This is a genomic window from Streptomyces sp. NBC_00096 (assembly GCF_045041305.1).
Taxonomy (GTDB): domain Bacteria; phylum Actinomycetota; class Actinomycetes; order Streptomycetales; family Streptomycetaceae; genus Streptomyces.
This window is the reverse complement of sequence record NZ_CP108221.1, coordinates 4,515,908-4,531,300: the sequence shown is the minus strand read 5'-3', so window position 1 is coordinate 4,531,300 and position 15,393 is coordinate 4,515,908. Positions and strand designations below refer to the sequence as shown.

The following is a 15,393-nucleotide window of genomic DNA, read 5'->3' as shown; positions in this document are numbered from 1 at the left end:
ATCCTGTGGGGTCGCAGCCGGCAGTGCTGGACCGGGACGGCGTGGACCGCGCGCTGGCCCGGCTGGGCGCGGAGCACGAGGCCGTCGAGACCTCGCTGCTCGCGCTCCAGGACCACGCCGGGCGGCGGCTGCTGGAAGGCGCCGGGCTGACCGGGGTCACCAAGGAGCGGTGGGCCGCGGCCGACGCGGCCATCACCCGGCTGTGGCGGTACTTCGACGCGTACAGCGGGGCGCTGGGCGCCGCCCGGGCGATCCGCGAACGGCGCCGCTGGCCCAGCCGCGAGGACCTGGTGGAGCTGACCGACCGGCTGCGCGGGCCCGGCGTGCTCATCTCCGGAGCGGGGGTGGAGGGGGTCCCGCTGGCCGAGCGGTTCTCCCTCGCCGAGCTGGTGGCCAGGATGAACGAGCTGTACGCGAGCTCCCTGGACGTGGTGGTCGCCGCCGACTCGGTGTGGTCGGCGCTGCCTGCCCGCATCGACCTGCTCTCCGCCGAACTGCACCGCACCCGCGGCCTCGCCCACTCGGTGGGGGTCCGGCCCGGGGAACACCCCTCGGGGGACGACCTGGAGGCCATCACGGCCGAGCTGGCGGACCTGCGGGCCCGGGTGATCGAGGACCCGCTGGCGTTCTGGCGCGCCGTGGCGGGGAGTTCCGCGCCGGGCGGCGGGCGGCCCGACACCGCGCGCTACGACCGGGCCGCGCTCGCGCTGGAGGACGTGCGCCGGGAGGTCGAGGCGGTGCTGACCGTCCGGCAGGACTCCGAGCAGCGGCTGATCGGCCTGCGGGACGTGCTCTCGCGGGCCGACCGGACCCTGGCGGAGGCCCGGGTGGCGCGCGGCGAGGTACTGGCGAAGATCGCGGCGTCCGAGGTGCCCGCGGTGAGCGGCCCGCCCACGGCGCTCCAGGAGCAGCTGTCGGCGGCGGCCGAGTACCGGCGCCGGGCCCAGTGGCACCGGCTGTCGCCGCTGCTGGAGTCGCTGGAGGAGCGGGCCGAGGAGGAACTGCGCCGGGCCCGCGAATCGCTGACCGCGGTGACGGCGCCGCTGGCGGTGCGGGCGGAGCTGCGCGGGCGGCTCGACGCCTACCGGGCGAAGGTGGCCCGGCTCGGCATGGCGGAGGACCTGCTGCTGATGGAGCGGTACGACACCGCCCGGCGGATGCTGTGGAGCGCGCCCTGCGATCTGCGGGCCGCCGAGCAGGCCGTGCTGCGCTACCAGTGGGCGGCGGCGGAGGCGCTGGCACCGCCGCAACAGCAGGAGCAGCAACAGGGGCAACAAGAGCAGCGGGGGCCGCAGGACCAGCAGTGGCCCGGGCTGCGGCAACGGGATCGAGAGTGGCCCGACGGGCCGAGGGAGGGGGACGCGTGAGTCTGATCGGAACGGCGTGCATGCGCCCCGGCTGCCCGGGGGCGTACGAGGACATGGGCGGCGGCGAGGTCTACTGCGACACCTGCGGGCTCGCGCCCACCGGCGCCGTCGCGGCGGGGGCCGGGGAGCTGCTGTCGGTGCCCACGGCCATGACGAGCGCGGCGCGCCACGGCGACTCGCAGGGGTCCCAGGGCTCGCACGGGTCGGGCCGGTCGGCCTCCTCGTCCTCCTCCTCGCGGGCCTCCCGGTCCTCCCGGTCCTCGCGGTCCTCCTCCTCGCGGCGCTCGGTGTCGGGGCGGCTCTCGCGCTCCCTCTCGGGGGCCGCGTCCACCCGGTCGGTGTCGGTGCGCAGTTCGGGTTCGGCCGCCTCGGTGTCGGGCCGCAGCAGGCTCGGGGCCGGGCTGGTCAACGTACCGGAGGTGCCTCGTCCGGATCCCTCCGAGGCGGTCCTGGAGAACCCGGAGGTGCCGGAGCGCAAGCGGTTCTGCTCCCGCTCGGACTGCGGCGCTCCGGTGGGCCGGGCCCGCGGTGACCGGCCGGGGCGGACGGAAGGATTCTGCACCAAGTGCGGGCATCCGTACTCCTTCGTCCCCAAACTGCACGCGGGCGACCTCGTGCACGGCCAGTACGAGGTCGCGGGCTGCCTCGCGCACGGCGGCCTCGGCTGGGTCTACCTCGCGGTGGACCGGGCCGTGTCGGACCGCTGGGTGGTCCTCAAGGGCCTCCTGGACACCGGGGACCAGGACGCGATGGCGGCCGCGATCTCGGAGCGGCGCTTCCTCGCGGAGATCGAGCACTCCAACATCGTGCGGATCTACAACTTCGTGGAGCACCTGGACCAGCGGACGGGTTCGCTGGACGGGTACATCGTCATGGAGTACGTCGGCGGCAAATCGCTCAAGGAGATCGCCAACGACCGGCGCCGGCCGGACGGGCGGCGCGACCCGCTGCCCGTGGAGCAGGCCTGCGCCTACGGCATCGAGGCCCTGGAGGCGCTCGGCCACCTGCACACCAGGAACCTCCTGTACTGCGACTTCAAGGTCGACAACGCCATCCAGCAGGCCGATCAGCTGAAGCTGATCGACATGGGCGCGGTGCGGCGGATGGACGACGAGGAGTCGGCCATCTACGGCACCGTCGGCTACCAGGCGCCGGAGGTCGCGGAGGTCGGTCCTTCGGTCGCCTCCGACCTGTACACGGTGGCCCGCACGCTGGCCGTGCTGACCTTCGACTTCCAGGGGTACACGAACGTCTTCGTGGACTCCCTGCCGGACCCGCAGCACATCGAGGTGTTCGGGCGGTACGAGTCCTTCTACCGGCTGCTGGTACGGGCCACCGACCCGGATCCGGGACGGCGGTTCGCGTCCGCGCAGGAGATGGCGGACCAGCTGACGGGCGTGCTGCGGGAGGTCGTCGCGCTCCAGACGGGCCGTCCGCGGCCGCAGATCTCGACCCTCTTCGGGCCCGAGCTGCGGGTTCCGGACGACCGGCTGTTCACCGACGAGTCGGGTGCGCGGGTGTCCCGGCTGGGCGAGCGGCCCGTGAAGCGGTGGCCGGCGGGCCGGGGCCGGGGCCGGGGTTCGGTCGCGGGTTCGGTCGCAGGTGGGGCGTCCGTGGCGGGTGGGGCGTCCGTCGCGGGTGGGGCGTCTGGTCTCGCTCCGGGCCCCGGCGAAGGGGCGGGAGCTCCGGCTGCCGCCGTCACCCCGCCCGCCGGTCCGGCGGCTTCGCCGATCACGGGGTACGGCACGAGCGGGCTCGTGACCACGGCGACGCACCGGGCCGCCGGTCCGGCCGTGCCGGCCCCGCGCCGGGCTCCGGCGGCGGCGCTGCCGCCGGTCGCGATCACCTCCCCGCGGCGGCCCGGGCCGTCGACGCTGGACACCCGCGAGGCCGCGCTGGCACTGCCCGTGCCGCTGGTCGACGCCGGTGACCCCAACGCCGGATTCCTGGCGGGCCTGCTGGCCTCGGCGCCGGCCGACCTGCTGGCCGCGCTCGGGTCGGCGCCGGCCGAATCCGCCGAGCTGCGGCTGCGGGAGCTGCGGGCCCGGCTCGAACTGGGCCGCACCGACGCGCACCTCGTGGCCGAGGCGCTGACCCGGCTGGAAGCACGGCATCCGGACGACTGGCGCGTGGTGTGGGCCCGGGGCATCGCCTCGCTGGCCGTCGGGGAGGACGAGACGGCCGCCCTGTCCTTCGACGCCGTCTACGACGCCTTCCCGGGCGAACCGGCGCCGAAGCTGGCGCTGGGGCTGTGCGCGGAGGTGCTGGGGCAGTTGGACAACGCCGCCGAGTACTACCGCCTGGTGTGGGCCACGGACCCGGGGTTCGTCGGCGCGGCGTTCGGGCTGGCCCGGGTGCAGCTGGCCGCCGGGGACCGGGGCGGGGCCGTACGGACGCTGGAATCCGTGCCGGAGGCGTCCATCCACCACACCGCCGCCCGGGTGGCGGCGGTACGGGCACGCCTGCGCGACCGGTCCCCGCAGGAGGCACTGCTGCCCGATCTGACGGCGGCCGCGGCGCAGGTGGAGGCGCTGGGGAGGTTCGGCCTGGACTCGGTGCGCCACGAGCGGCTCAGAGCGGAAGTTCTGGGCTCGGCGCTGGACTGGGTACTGTCGGGTAGCCGGGGTTCCGACCCCGGCAGTGCCTCGCTGCTCGGCTGCCAACTGGATGAGCGGGGACTGCGCTTCGGCCTGGAGCGCTCGTTCCGCGTGCTGGCACGGCTGGCGCAGCGGGGCGAGGAGAGGATCGAACTGGTGGAGCGGGCAAACCGTTTCCGTCCCCGGACGTGGGTGTGATTGATGTCGATGCATCGGCTGTCGGGCTGCCCCAGCTGCGCGGAACCCCTGGAGGAGGGCGACCGCTTCTGCGGCCTCTGCGGGTACGCCCTCACCACCCAGCCCCCCCGGGCCACATCCGCCCCTGGGTCCCTGGCCGACCCGACGCCGGCCGAAGCGTCGGCCGCGGTCGCGGCTGACCCGGCGGTGGCCTCGGTCGCGGCGACCGCCCCGGCGGCGGCTCCGGTCGCCGCGGCCGGTGTGCCCACCGCACACGGCAGCGCGTCGCCGGGCGAGGGCCCCGCGACCCGCGCTCCCGGCGGCTACGGCGAGCCGGCCGCCACGGTGTACGCGGGCGGATCCGCACCCGGCTGGGGCAGTGTCTCCACCGCCGCCCCCACCCTGGCCACCGGCCCCACCGGCTGGTCCGACCCAACGCCCCCGACCGCCCCCCAGGGCACACCTCCGGGCCCCGGGACCCGGTACTCCGCGCCACCGTCGGGCGCAGCCCCCCGCGGCAGCACCGCCGCGGGTGCGGGCTCATACGGGAACAGCGGCTCGCAGGGCCCCGGTTCCGCGGGCGAAGCCCCGTACGGCGGGCAGCTGCCGCAGGGCGCGGCCGACGGGTACGGGATCCCCGGCTCCGGGGACCAGGCCCGGTACGACCACCCGTCCCCGCAGGGGCGCCACCCCGGGGACGAAGCGCCCTACGGGGGCGCAGCCACCGGACAGGGGTCCGCCCGGGGCAACACCGGCCAGGACGGGACCGGTTCGGGGCACCAGGCCCCGTACGGCGGCCCCGCCCCGCAGGGCTCCACGGCCGGGGACCCGTACGGCAACCCCGCCCCGCAAGGCCACTACCCCGACGGCGAGGCCCCGTACGGCAGCCCCGCGCAGCACGGGCACGGTCCCGAAGGGGAAGAGGGCGAGCAGGGGGATCCGTACGGCGGCGGCGAGTCTCCGGGGGACGGTGGCGGCAAGGTCTGTGTCGCCTGCCGGGCCGGGCGGGTGGACACCGACGGGTACTGCGAGCACTGCGGGCACGCGCAGCCGCGGGAGCGGGACCACATCGAGGAGGAGCTCGGGAGCGTCGCCGCGGTCACCGACCGCGGGCTGCGCCACCACCGCAACGAGGACTCCTTCGCCGTGGCGGCCACCGCGCTGCCCGACGGCTCCGCCGCCACCGTGGCCATCGTCTGCGACGGCGTGTCCTCCGCCAGCCGCCCCGACGAGGCCTCGGCCGCGGCCGCGGGCGCCGCCAACGAGGCGCTCCTCGACGCGCTCCCCCGCGGCGCCCACCCCCAGGAGGCCATGCACGAGGCGATCCTGGCCGCGGCGGCCGCCGTCAACGCGCTGGCCCCCGAGGTGCCCGGCGCCCAGAACGCCCCCGCCTGCACCCTGGTCGGCGCCGTCGTCAGCAGCGGCCTGCTGACCATCGGCTGGGTCGGCGACAGCCGCGCCTACTGGGTTCCCGACGACCGCGCCGCGCTCCCCCGCCGGCTCACCGAGGACGACTCCTGGGCCGCCCAGATGGTCGCGGCGGGCCTGATGGGCGAGGCCGAGGCCTACGCCGACGTCCGCGCGCACGCCATCACCGGCTGGCTCGGGGCCGACGCGTACGACCTCGAACCGCACACCGCCACCTTCAAGCCCGACCACGACGGCGTGGTCGTGGTCTGTACGGACGGGCTGTGGAACTACGCCGAGTCCGCCCGGGACCTGGCCCAGGTGCTCCCCTCCGACGCCGCCGTAAGACCCCTGCACAGCGCACAGGTCCTGGTGGGGCACGCCCTCGACGGCGGCGGGCACGACAACGTCACCGTGGCCGTCGTCCCCTTCGCCGCGACCCCGCCCACGCACCCCACGGCACCCGCCCCGCCGATGCCGCCGGCCCCGCCGATCCCGCAGACCCCGCCCGCGAGCCCCGCCGCCCCGCAGGCCCAGGCCTGATCCCCGTCCCCGAGGAGTACCGACCGATGGCGAACTTCGCCAAGCCGAGCGCCCCGCGCTTCAGCGTGGAGGTGTACCAGAACGAGTACCTCCCCGAGGGCGGCCGCGACGTCCACTCCATCGTCACGGTCACCTCCAGCGGCGGGGCCACGGCCACCCGTACGGCCGTCGCCCCGGGCGGCGCCGCCGTCGTGATCATGGTCGACTGCTCCGGCTCGATGGAGTACCCGCCCGACAAGATGCGCGGCGCCCGCGAGGCCACCGCCGCCGCCGTCGACACGCTCCGCGACGGGACCGCCTTCGCCGTGATCGCCGGTACCCACGTGGCCAAGGAGGTCTACCCCGGCCAGGGCCGCCTGGCCGTCGCCGACGCGGCCACCCGGGCCCAGGCCAAGCAGGCCCTGCGCGGCCTCTCCTCCGGCGGCGGCACCGCCATCGGCACCTGGCTGCGCCTGGCCGACGGCCTGCTGCGCCGGTCCACCGCCGCGATCCGGCACGGGATCCTGCTCACCGACGGCCGCAACGAGCACGAGGAGCCGGCCGTGCTCCGCGCCACGCTCGACGCCTGCGCGGGCCGTTTCACCTGTGACGCCCGCGGCGTGGGAACCGACTGGGAGGTCAAGGAGGTCACCGGCATCGCGAACGCGCTGCTCGGCTCGGCCGACATCGTGGCCGACCCGGCCCACCTCACCGAGGACTTCACGCGCATGATGGAGAACGTCATGGGCAAGGAGGTGGCGGACGTCTCGCTGCGCCTGTGGACCCCGGTGGGCGTGGAGATCCAGTACGTCAAACAGGTCGCGCCCACCGTCCAGGACCTCACCGACCGCCGCACGGAGGCGGGTCCGCGCGCCGGGGACTATCCGACGGGCTCCTGGGGCGACGAGTCCCGTGAGTACCACGTGTGCGTACGGGTCCCGGGCGCGGCCGTGGGGCAGGAGATGCTCGCCGCCCGCGCCAGCCTCGTGATGCCGGGGGCGCCGGGCGAGGCACCGGCCGTTCTGGCCCAGGGCCTGGTCCGCGCCGTCTGGACGGACGACCTCTCCGCATCCACCGCCATCAACCCGCAGGTGGCCCACTACACCGGGCAGGCGGAGCTCGCGCAGGCTATCCAACAGGGCCTGGAGGCACGCAAACTGGGAGATGTCGGGGGTGCCACGGCCAAGCTCGGCCGGGCGGTGCAACTGGCCAGCGCCTCGGGCAACTCCGACACCGCGAAGCTGCTGGCGAAGGTGGTGGATGTCGTCGATGCGGCGGCGGGTACTGTGCGGCTGAAGGCAAAGGTCGCGGACGCGGACGAGATGACACTTGAGACGCGTTCGACTCAAACCGTTCGAGTGCGAAAAGCTTGACGCTCTAATCTGATCAGACGCACGCCGAAGAAGACACACGAGAAGAAGCCCTGCCGCGATGACGCAGGAAGAAGGGGGAAGCGCCGCGATGCCGACCTGCCCGAACGGGCACCAGTCCGCCTCCGACGACTGGTGCGAGGTCTGCGGCCACCGCATGGCTGCCCCTACGGGCGCGCCCGCGGCGCCGTCCTACGGCTACGGCTACCCTCCGACCGGCGAGCCGACCGCCCAGGCCGAGCTCTGCCCGCAGTGCCGGACCCCGCGCGAGGCCATGGCCCCGTTCTGCGAGGAGTGCCGGTACAACTTCCTGACCCGTACGGCGACCTCGTACGCGCCGCTCGCCCCGGACCTGGGACCGGGCTCCGGCACGGGCACCGGCGCACAGGGCGGTCCGGGATCCCCGATCGCCACCGGGACGATGGGCGTGCCCGGCATGCCGCCGCCCCCGCCGCAGGCCCAGGCGCAGTCCCCGGGCGCACCGGCGGCCCCGCCGGCGTACTCCCAGGACCACTTCGACTACCAGGGCTCGCGGCCCTCCCGGGTCAACCGCCCGGCCGAGCCGCTGCAGCGCGAGGACGACTGGATGCTGCCGCCTCCGGCGGCCCAGGAGTACCAGCAGCCCCAGTACCAGCAGCAGCCTCCGCCGCAACAGCAGCAGGCGCAGGCGCAGGCGCAGCAGCAGTACCAGCAGCCTTCACGGACCGGGCAGTACCAGCCGCCGCCCCCGCCCCCGCAGCAGCACCATCAGCAGCAGCAGCAGCAGCCCCACCAGCCGTTCCCGCCCCAGCAGCACCAGCCGCCCCAGCAGGGCGGCTCCTGGACCGCGACGATCGGCCCGGACCGCTCGTACTTCATGGCGATGATGCACCGCAGCGGCCCCGAGGCCGCCGCACTCAACCTGCCCGCGTACTCCCCCGAGCAGCACCTGCCGCTCGCCGGCGGCCAGATCACCATCGGCCGCCGTCGCGCCTCGACCGGCGAGTCCCCCGACATCGACCTGTCGGTGCCCCCGGAGGACCCGGGCGTCTCGCACCAGCACGCGGTGCTCGTCCAGCAGCCCGACGGCAGCTGGGCCGTGGTGGACCAGAACTCCACCAACGGCACCACGATCAACGGCGGCGAGGAATCGATCCAGCCCTACGTGCCGGTCCCCCTCGGCGACGGCGACCGCGTCCACGTCGGCGCGTGGACCACGATCACCGTCCGGCGCGGCTGAGCCCGAGGCCGAGAGGCTGAGGACGAGAGGCTGAGGCCGGGCTCCTAGACGGTTTCCGGCTCCCCCAGGGGCCATACGTAGGGCCCCTGGGGATCGTCGAGCCACGACCACTGCCCCTCGGCGCCGACCGTCACCCCGAAGCGCTCGCGCGTCGGCCGGCCCTCGCGCCGCCACAGGTCCAGCGCCTCCCTCGGGTGCAGCACGCCCGAGGTCAGCACCAGCATGAACTGGAAGCGCTCGTTCTCCACCAGCTCGTACGGGAGCCCCTGCGGCATCCCGTACGTGCCCGGCGGCGCCGCCCTGGCTCCGCGCAGGGGCACGAAGTACGCCGGGGTGTGCAGGAAGCGGCCTTCCCCGAAGGCGGCGTCCCGCACCGTCAGCGCGATCAGCCCGGTCGACAGCGGGGCCAGGATCCGGGCTCCCGGCCGGCACTGGCCCAGCCAGGCGTACGGGATCAGCGGGAGCGTGCAGGTCACCAGGATCCGGTCGAAGGGGGCGCGGGAGGGGCAGCCGCGCGCCCCGTCCCCGGTGACGACGGCGGGCCGGTAGCCGAGCCGGGCCAGGTGTCCGCGCGCCGACTCGGTGATCTCCTCGTCCAGGTCCACGGTGGTGACCAGGTCCTCGCCGAGCCGGTGGCAGAGCAGGGCCGCGTTGTAGCCGGTGCCCGCCCCGATCTCCAGGACGTTGTCCCCGTCGCGCACGTCCAGGGCCTCCAGCATCCTCGCCATCAGCGAGGGCTGGCTGCTGGAGGAGACGAGCTCGCCGTCGCGCAGCCGGGTGGCGAGCGGGCCGTCGGTGTAGACCCCGCGCAGCCAGCGGGCCCGCCGCTCGGGGTCGGGGTCCTCGGCCCAGAGCCGTTCGTGGCCGGCGCCGCGGCCGGTCCAGTAGTACGGGACGAACACGTGGCGGGGCACGGCGGCGAAGGCCGCCCGCCAGGCCGGGTCCTCCAGCGCCCCGGCGGCGGTCAGCTCCCGTACCTGGGCGGCGTGCGCGGTCTCCAGCACGTCGCGTACCTCGGCGTGTGCGCCCATGTCTCCACTGTCCTGCGGACACCGCCCTGGTGCGACCGCGATGGAGCGTGGGGCCCTGGGACCCGGGTCCTCCGTCCGGGCGTCTGAGACGATGGTCGGGTGAATGAGATTCCGCGGGGCACGGTCCAGGAGCAGACCTTTTACGAGCAGGTGGGCGGCGAGGACACCTTCCGCCGTCTGGTCCACCGCTTCTACCAGGGAGTCGCCGGGGACCCGCTGCTGCGTCCGATGTACCCGGAGGAGGACCTCGGGCCCGCCGAGGAGCGGTTCGCGCTGTTCCTGATGCAGTACTGGGGCGGCCCGAACACCTACAGCGAGAACCGCGGCCACCCGCGTCTGCGCATGCGGCACGCGCCGTTCCAGGTGGACGCGGCCGCGCACGACGCGTGGCTGAAGCACATGCGGGTGGCGGTGGACGAGCTCGCGCTCGCGCCGGAGCTCGAGGCGCAGCTGTGGCGGTACCTGACGTACGCCGCCGCGTCGATGATCAACACGGCGGGCTAGCGCGTACGGGCTCCGGTGCGGGATCCCGCCCGGGATCCCGCACCGGCTCCGCTAGACCGGCCGTACGAGCAGGGCGCCGAGTCCGCCGGGGCGGCGCGTGGCGACGGAGCCGTACGGGGTGCGCAGCCGCAGCCAGCCCCCGGCGGCGAGCAGGGCCACCGGTTCGGGGGCGCCGGGCGGGGCGGGCAGGGCGGGCAGGGCGGGCACGGTGGACCGTACCGGCCGCAGGAAGCCAAGGGACTGCGCGGCGTGCACGGCGCGCAGCGGAAGTTCGGTGTCCCCCAGCGTGCGGGACCAGATCTCGCGGCCGATGCGGTCGCGCTCGGAGCGGGTCCGGTGCTGCGGGGGCAGGGCCTCGTCGCGGGTGCGGAACTCGGCGACGGCGGCCATGAGGGCTCCGCGCATCGCCTCGGGACCCGGTAGCCCGGCCACCGGTGTCCAGCCGCCGCGGGGCGGGAGCAGTCCGGCCCAGGGCGGTCCGGTGACGGCCGCGGGGACCACGGCGCCGGCCCGCTCGCCCTCGTCGACGCACTCCAGCAGCTCCCCGGCCGAGACGGTCAGGTCGAGCGGGGCGGAGACGGGCGCGGCGAGCCGCACCGTACGGACGGCCAGCACGTCGAAGGAGGGCGGCCGCCCGAAGACGGCGAGCGCGCCGCCGCCGGTCCGCGCTTGCAGGCGGACGGCGGCGGCGCGGTCGTAGTGCACGAGCCGGCCCAGGAAGGCGGCGAGGTCCGCCGCCTCCCCGGAGTCGGCGAAGTGCAGCTGCTCGTTCATGCCGCGAGGTCCCGGGAACCGGTCCGCGGCCGCTCCTCCAGGTACTCCTGGAGGAAGAGCTTCTCCTCGGCGGAGATGCGGCGGGGCCGCCCCTCGGCGAGGTTGTAGGGCACGACCACGGTCTCGGCGCGCACGTAGACCGTCTCGGGCGCGTCCTCGGTCGCCTCGTCCTTGACCTCGTAGCGGATGGTCAGGGACGCGGCGCCTATCCGGGTCACCCAGGACTCGATGAGGACCGGCTCGTGACGGTGCACGAGGGGCAGCTTGTAGTCGATCTCGTGGCGGGCCACGACGGAACCGCCCGTGAACGACTCACTGCCCTCCCCCGGTGCGAGGCGGAACATGAAGTCGATCCGCGCCTCCTCCAGATAGCGGAGGAAGACGACGTTGTTGACGTGCCCGAAGGCATCCATGTCCGCCCAGCGAAGGGGGCACCGGTAGTGATGTCTGGCCATGGCCTTGACCTCAGCCCTCAGCCTCGGGTGAGCTTCTTGTAGGTGGCGCGGTGCGGACGGGTCGCGTCCGCGCCGAGCCGCTCGACCTTGTTCTTCTCGTACGACTCGAAGTTGCCCTCGAACCAGTACCACTTGGACTCACCCTCGTACGCGAGGATGTGCGTCGCGACCCGGTCCAGGAACCAGCGGTCGTGGGAGATGACCACGGCCGCACCCGGGAACTCCAGGAGCGCGTTCTCGAGCGAGGACAGGGTCTCGACGTCGAGGTCGTTGGTGGGCTCGTCGAGGAGCAGCAGGTTGCCGCCCTCCTTGAGGGTCAGCGCCAGGTTCAGGCGGTTGCGCTCACCACCGGACAGGATGCCGGCTGCCTTCTGCTGGTCCGGGCCCTTGAAGCCGAAGGCGCTGACGTACGCGCGCGACGGCATCTCGACCTGGCCGACGTTGATGTAGTCCAGCTCGTCCGACACGACGGCCCAGAGGGACTTCTTGGGGTCGATGTTGGCGCGGCTCTGGTCGACGTACGAGATCTTGACGGTCTCGCCGACCTTGACGGAGCCGGAGTCCGGCGCCTCCAGGCCCAGGAGCATCTTGAAGAGCGTGGTCTTGCCGGCGCCGTTCGGGCCGATGATGCCGACGATGCCGTTGCGCGGCAGCGTGAAGGACAGGTCGTCGACCAGGACCTTGTCACCGAACGCCTTGGAGAGGTTGTTGACCTCGACCACGATCGAGCCCAGACGCGGGCCCGGCGGGATCTGGATCTCCTCGAAGTCCAGCTTCCGCATCTTGTCCGCTTCGGCCGCCATCTCCTCGTAGCGGGCGAGACGGGCCTTGGACTTGGTCTGGCGGCCCTTGGCGTTGGAGCGGACCCACTCCAGCTCTTCCTTGAGGCGCTTCTGGCGCTTCTCGTCCTTGCGGCCCTCGACCTTGAGACGCGTGGCCTTCTTCTCCAGGTAGGTGGAGTAGTTGCCCTCGTACGGGTGGGCACGGCCGCGGTCGAGCTCGAGGATCCACTCGGCGACGTTGTTCAGGAAGTAACGGTCGTGGGTGACGGCCACGACGGCACCCTTGTACTGCGAAAGGTGCTGCTCCAGCCAGTTCACCGACTCGGCGTCGAGGTGGTTGGTGGGCTCGTCGAGGAGGAGCAGGTCCGGGGCCTCGATCAGCAGCTTGCAGAGCGCGACGCGGCGCTTCTCGCCACCGGAGAGGTTGGTGACGGGCCAGTCGCCGGGCGGGCAGCCCAGGGCGTCCATGGCCTGCTCCAGCTGGGCGTCGAGGTCCCAGGCGTTGGCGTGGTCCAGGACCTCCTGGAGCTTGCCCATCTCGTCCAGCAGCGCGTCGGTGTAGTCGGTCGCCATTTCCTCGGCGACCTCGTTGAAGCGCTTCAGCTTGGCCATGATGTCGGCCGCGCCGTCCTGGACGTTCTCCAGGACCGTCTTGGCCTCGTCGAGCTTGGGCTCCTGCATGAGGATGCCGACGGTGAAGCCGGGAGACAGGTACGCCTCGCCGTTGGACGGCTGCTCCAGGCCCGCCATGATCTTGAGGACGGTGGACTTACCGGCGCCGTTGGGGCCGACCACACCGATCTTCGCGCCGGGCAGGAAGTTCAGGGTGACGTCATCAAGAATCACCTTGTCGCCGTGCGCCTTGCGCGTCTTGCGCATGGTGTAGATGAACTCAGCCAAGAGAAACCGTCCGGCAGATCGATGGGTGGGCAGATACACCCCATCTTGCCTGACGTCCATCCCTCGGGGGAAACCCGTATGGCCCCGGGGCCCTGACCTGCACACCGCCCGAAGGCGCCCGCCACCGCCTCCGTGGGGGTCGGGGAAAGGGGCCCCCGGCCCCGTGCCGCACGGCAGGATGGCGTTGACGGGCGGCGGCCGGGGGGCCGCGGCGGGGGGCGGGGGAAGTGTGGACAACGGGCTGATCGCGCTGGGCGCCGCCGTCGTGGGGGTGGCCGGGACGCTGCTGGCGACCGTGCTGTCGCAGCGGATGATGGCCCGGGTGCAGGCGGCGCAGTTCGACCGTGAGCAGCGGGTGGCGCACGCGCGGTGGCTGCGGGAGCAGGAGCTGGCGGAGCTGGCCCGCAGGCGGGTCTGCTACGCGGCGTCGAACGCGGCGTACCGGCGGTATCGGATCGCCCTCATGTACTTCCTGTGGCTCGTGCACAAGGCGCAGGTCACTCCGCAGGAGCGGGCGGCCGTGGAGGAGGCCCGCAACGCGCACCACGCCGCTTTCGCCGAGGCCCAGATGATCGCTTCCGCGGCGGTGCTCGCGGAGCTGGACCTGATGACGGTGGCGCTGTCGGAGGCATACCGGCGGACGATGCGGCTGGAGGAGGGCGATCCGGCACCGGGCGGATCCTTCGAGGAGATCCACGCCGAGCTCCTGCGGCTCACGGAGGGCTGGACGGGCATGCGGGGCGTGATGCGGGCCGACCTGGGCGTGGACGCTGTGCCGCCGGCGGCTCCCGCCGTGGACGCGGCGCTGCCGGCGGCGCGCACCCCGGCCCCAGGGCCGGGGCCGGGGTCGGGGTCGGTGCCGGGGTCGGGGTCGGTGCCGGGGTCGGGGTCGGGGCCGGTGCCGGGGTCGGGGTCGGGGCCGGTGCCGGGGTCGGGGTCGGGGTCGGGGTCGTAGCGGAGCGGCTACTCCTGGTTCGGGCCCTGGCTGGGGGTGGGGGTGTCCTCCAGGGGGCGTTTGCGCAGGAGGAGGACGACCAGGCCGCCCAGGACGACCAGGCCCACCGCCAGGGAGGCGATCACGGGGGTGGCCGCCGAGCTGCCGCTGGAGGCCAGCCGCTCCTCCGGGGCGTCCGGGCCCGCCGCGGGGGCGGCCGGCGCCGACAGTGCGCCCAGCGCCTTCATCGCCGTGCCCTGGCCCGCGGCGTCGACCCGCTGGGCGGAGGGGACCCGCGGCCACGTGCCCGTGGCCGTGGCCACCGTGGCGGATTCGCTGGAGCCGGCCACGATCTGGACCTGCGCCGGGACCCCGCTGGTGAAGACCCGCCCCACCGGTACCCGGGTGGACCCGCGCAGGGTGATCTCGGCGCTGCCGTCCGGCGTCCCCGCCGGCACCTCGAAGAACAGCTCGGCGCCGTTGGCGGCGACCGTGACCGGTCGCCCCTCGGCGTCCACCACCCGCACCCCCATGGCCGCGGCCGCCGCGTCCGGGGTCACGCTCACGCTGTGCGCTCCCGTCCGTACGGTGACCGGCCCGATCCGGGTGCCCAGCGGCCCCGACACCTCGCCGGGATCCACCGCCAGGGAGGCCGGCGGCTCCGGCAGCCGGCCCGCCGCCCGCTGGAGGTAGTCGGCCAGCTTCTCCGCCTGCGGGTCGACGGCCTCCACCCGCACGCCCTCGGCCAGCCGCCAGATCGCCACCTGGGTCCCGGCCGCCGCGCTCTCCGCGGTGAGCCCGGCGGCTCCGGCCGCCTTGGCGAGCCCGGCCAGGTCGTTCAGCTGGGGATAGGAGTGTTCCAGGACCCAGCGGATCCGGCCCGCCTCGGCGTTCCCGCCGAGCGTCGTGCCGCTCCACCCGCTCTCGCTGTACCGGGCCTGGGGCTGTGCGTTGCCCGTGATGCCGACTCCGTACGTCTGGAGCATGCCGCCGCCGTCGACCCGCATCTCGTACAGCCCGGCCGGGATCTGCCGCACGGAGCCGTCCGTGCCGCGCAGGACGGCCTGCCCGTACGTCTTCAGCCCGTCCAGCACGGCGCTCGCGCCCTCCGGTGCCCGGGTCGCGGCCGGACCGGTTCCGGTGGCGGCGGCAGCCACCGTGCCCGGCGCCGCGGCCAGCGCGGCGGCGAGCAGCGCCCCCGCGATCGGCCGCCGTGCGCAGCCCCGTACGGCCGCGGGTTGGACGGCGGGAGCAGGAGCGGAGGGTGCGGGAACGGCAATCGACACAGTCTTCCCCTTAGGGCCGGAGGCCCAAGTGCCCGTGAGTACCGTGGAATCCTAGCTTCCTCGAACAC

The 15,393-nt window shown here is 74.3% G+C and carries 12 protein-coding genes; 7 read left to right on the top strand and 5 right to left on the bottom strand.

The window, feature by feature from the left end; genetic code table 11:
• Positions 1-5 precede the first annotated feature (5 nt).
• The 5 genes from OG904_RS19915 to OG904_RS19895 are packed head-to-tail and all read left to right on the top strand — an operon-like array spanning position 6 to position 8,659.
• Positions 6-1,367, top strand: coding sequence for a hypothetical protein (locus OG904_RS19915; RefSeq protein WP_405492799.1), 1,362 nt, complete (start codon positions 6-8; stop codon positions 1,365-1,367).
• A gap of 5 nt (positions 1,368-1,372) precedes the next feature.
• The gene (locus OG904_RS19910; protein WP_405498133.1) at positions 1,373-4,162 is read left to right on the top strand and encodes a tetratricopeptide repeat protein; all 2,790 of its coding nucleotides are present in this window, start codon (positions 1,373-1,375) and stop codon (positions 4,160-4,162) included.
• Positions 4,163-4,165: 3 nt separating this feature from the next.
• Entirely contained in the window at positions 4,166-6,091 is a 1,926-nt protein-coding gene (locus tag OG904_RS19905) for a protein phosphatase 2C domain-containing protein (RefSeq protein ID WP_405492797.1), read from the top strand.
• Positions 6,092-6,117: 26 nt separating this feature from the next.
• Positions 6,118-7,443, top strand: a complete 1,326-nt coding sequence (locus OG904_RS19900; protein ID WP_405492795.1) for a vWA domain-containing protein — start codon at positions 6,118-6,120, stop codon at positions 7,441-7,443.
• Positions 7,444-7,501: 58 nt separating this feature from the next.
• Positions 7,502-8,659 carry an FHA domain-containing protein gene (locus OG904_RS19895; protein WP_405492793.1) on the top strand — a complete coding sequence of 386 codons (1,158 nt, stop codon included), beginning with the start codon at positions 7,502-7,504 and terminating at the stop codon, positions 8,657-8,659.
• Positions 8,660-8,703: 44 nt separating this feature from the next.
• On the opposite strand, the gene OG904_RS19890 is transcribed toward OG904_RS19895, so the two are convergent.
• Complete coding sequence (locus OG904_RS19890) at positions 8,704-9,690, bottom strand: methyltransferase domain-containing protein (protein WP_405492791.1); 987 nt, start codon at positions 9,688-9,690, stop codon at positions 8,704-8,706.
• Between the two features lie 99 nt (positions 9,691-9,789).
• Between OG904_RS19890 and OG904_RS19885 the strand changes: the two genes are divergently transcribed.
• Positions 9,790-10,194: a globin gene (locus OG904_RS19885; RefSeq protein ID WP_328298685.1), complete on the top strand. Its 405-nt coding sequence runs from the start codon at positions 9,790-9,792 to the stop codon at positions 10,192-10,194.
• A 51-nt stretch (positions 10,195-10,245) separates the two neighbouring features.
• On the opposite strand, the gene OG904_RS19880 is transcribed toward OG904_RS19885, so the two are convergent.
• Genes OG904_RS19880 through ettA form a run of 3 tightly spaced genes read right to left on the bottom strand, consistent with a single transcriptional unit; the run spans position 10,246 to position 13,105 of the window.
• Positions 10,246-10,968, bottom strand: a complete 723-nt coding sequence (locus OG904_RS19880; protein ID WP_405492789.1) for a hypothetical protein — start codon at positions 10,966-10,968, stop codon at positions 10,246-10,248.
• Positions 10,965-11,423, bottom strand: coding sequence for a thioesterase family protein (locus OG904_RS19875; protein WP_328298687.1), 459 nt, complete (start codon positions 11,421-11,423; stop codon positions 10,965-10,967). The genes OG904_RS19880 and OG904_RS19875 overlap by 4 nt, the downstream gene beginning before the upstream one ends.
• A 17-nt stretch (positions 11,424-11,440) precedes the next feature.
• The gene (ettA, locus tag OG904_RS19870; RefSeq protein WP_405492787.1) at positions 11,441-13,105 is read right to left on the bottom strand and encodes an energy-dependent translational throttle protein EttA; all 1,665 of its coding nucleotides are present in this window, start codon (positions 13,103-13,105) and stop codon (positions 11,441-11,443) included.
• Positions 13,106-13,334: 229 nt separating this feature from the next.
• Between ettA and OG904_RS19865 the strand changes: the two genes are divergently transcribed.
• The gene (locus OG904_RS19865; RefSeq protein ID WP_405492785.1) at positions 13,335-14,060 is read left to right on the top strand and encodes a hypothetical protein; all 726 of its coding nucleotides are present in this window, start codon (positions 13,335-13,337) and stop codon (positions 14,058-14,060) included.
• Positions 14,061-14,068: 8 nt separating this feature from the next.
• Here the strand turns inward: OG904_RS19865 and OG904_RS19860 are convergent, their stop codons facing one another.
• On the bottom strand, positions 14,069-15,319 hold the full coding sequence (locus OG904_RS19860) for a thioester domain-containing protein (RefSeq protein WP_405498131.1): 1,251 nt from the start codon (positions 15,317-15,319) through the stop codon (positions 14,069-14,071).
• Positions 15,320-15,393: the final 74 nt, after the last annotated feature.

Excerpts from the sequence above, each read along its gene's own strand:
- OG904_RS19905 (WP_405492797.1), top strand. The coding sequence starts at position 4,166 with ATGTCGATGCATCGGCTGTCGGGCTGCCCCAGCTGCGCGGAACCCCTG.
- OG904_RS19900 (WP_405492795.1), top strand. The coding sequence starts at position 6,118 with ATGGCGAACTTCGCCAAGCCGAGCGCCCCGCGCTTCAGCGTGGAGGTG.
- OG904_RS19895 (WP_405492793.1), top strand. The coding sequence starts at position 7,502 with ATGACGCAGGAAGAAGGGGGAAGCGCCGCGATGCCGACCTGCCCGAAC.
- OG904_RS19890 (WP_405492791.1), bottom strand. The coding sequence starts at position 9,690 with ATGGGCGCACACGCCGAGGTACGCGACGTGCTGGAGACCGCGCACGCC.
- OG904_RS19880 (WP_405492789.1), bottom strand. The coding sequence starts at position 10,968 with ATGAACGAGCAGCTGCACTTCGCCGACTCCGGGGAGGCGGCGGACCTC.
- OG904_RS19875 (WP_328298687.1), bottom strand. The coding sequence starts at position 11,423 with ATGGCCAGACATCACTACCGGTGCCCCCTTCGCTGGGCGGACATGGAT.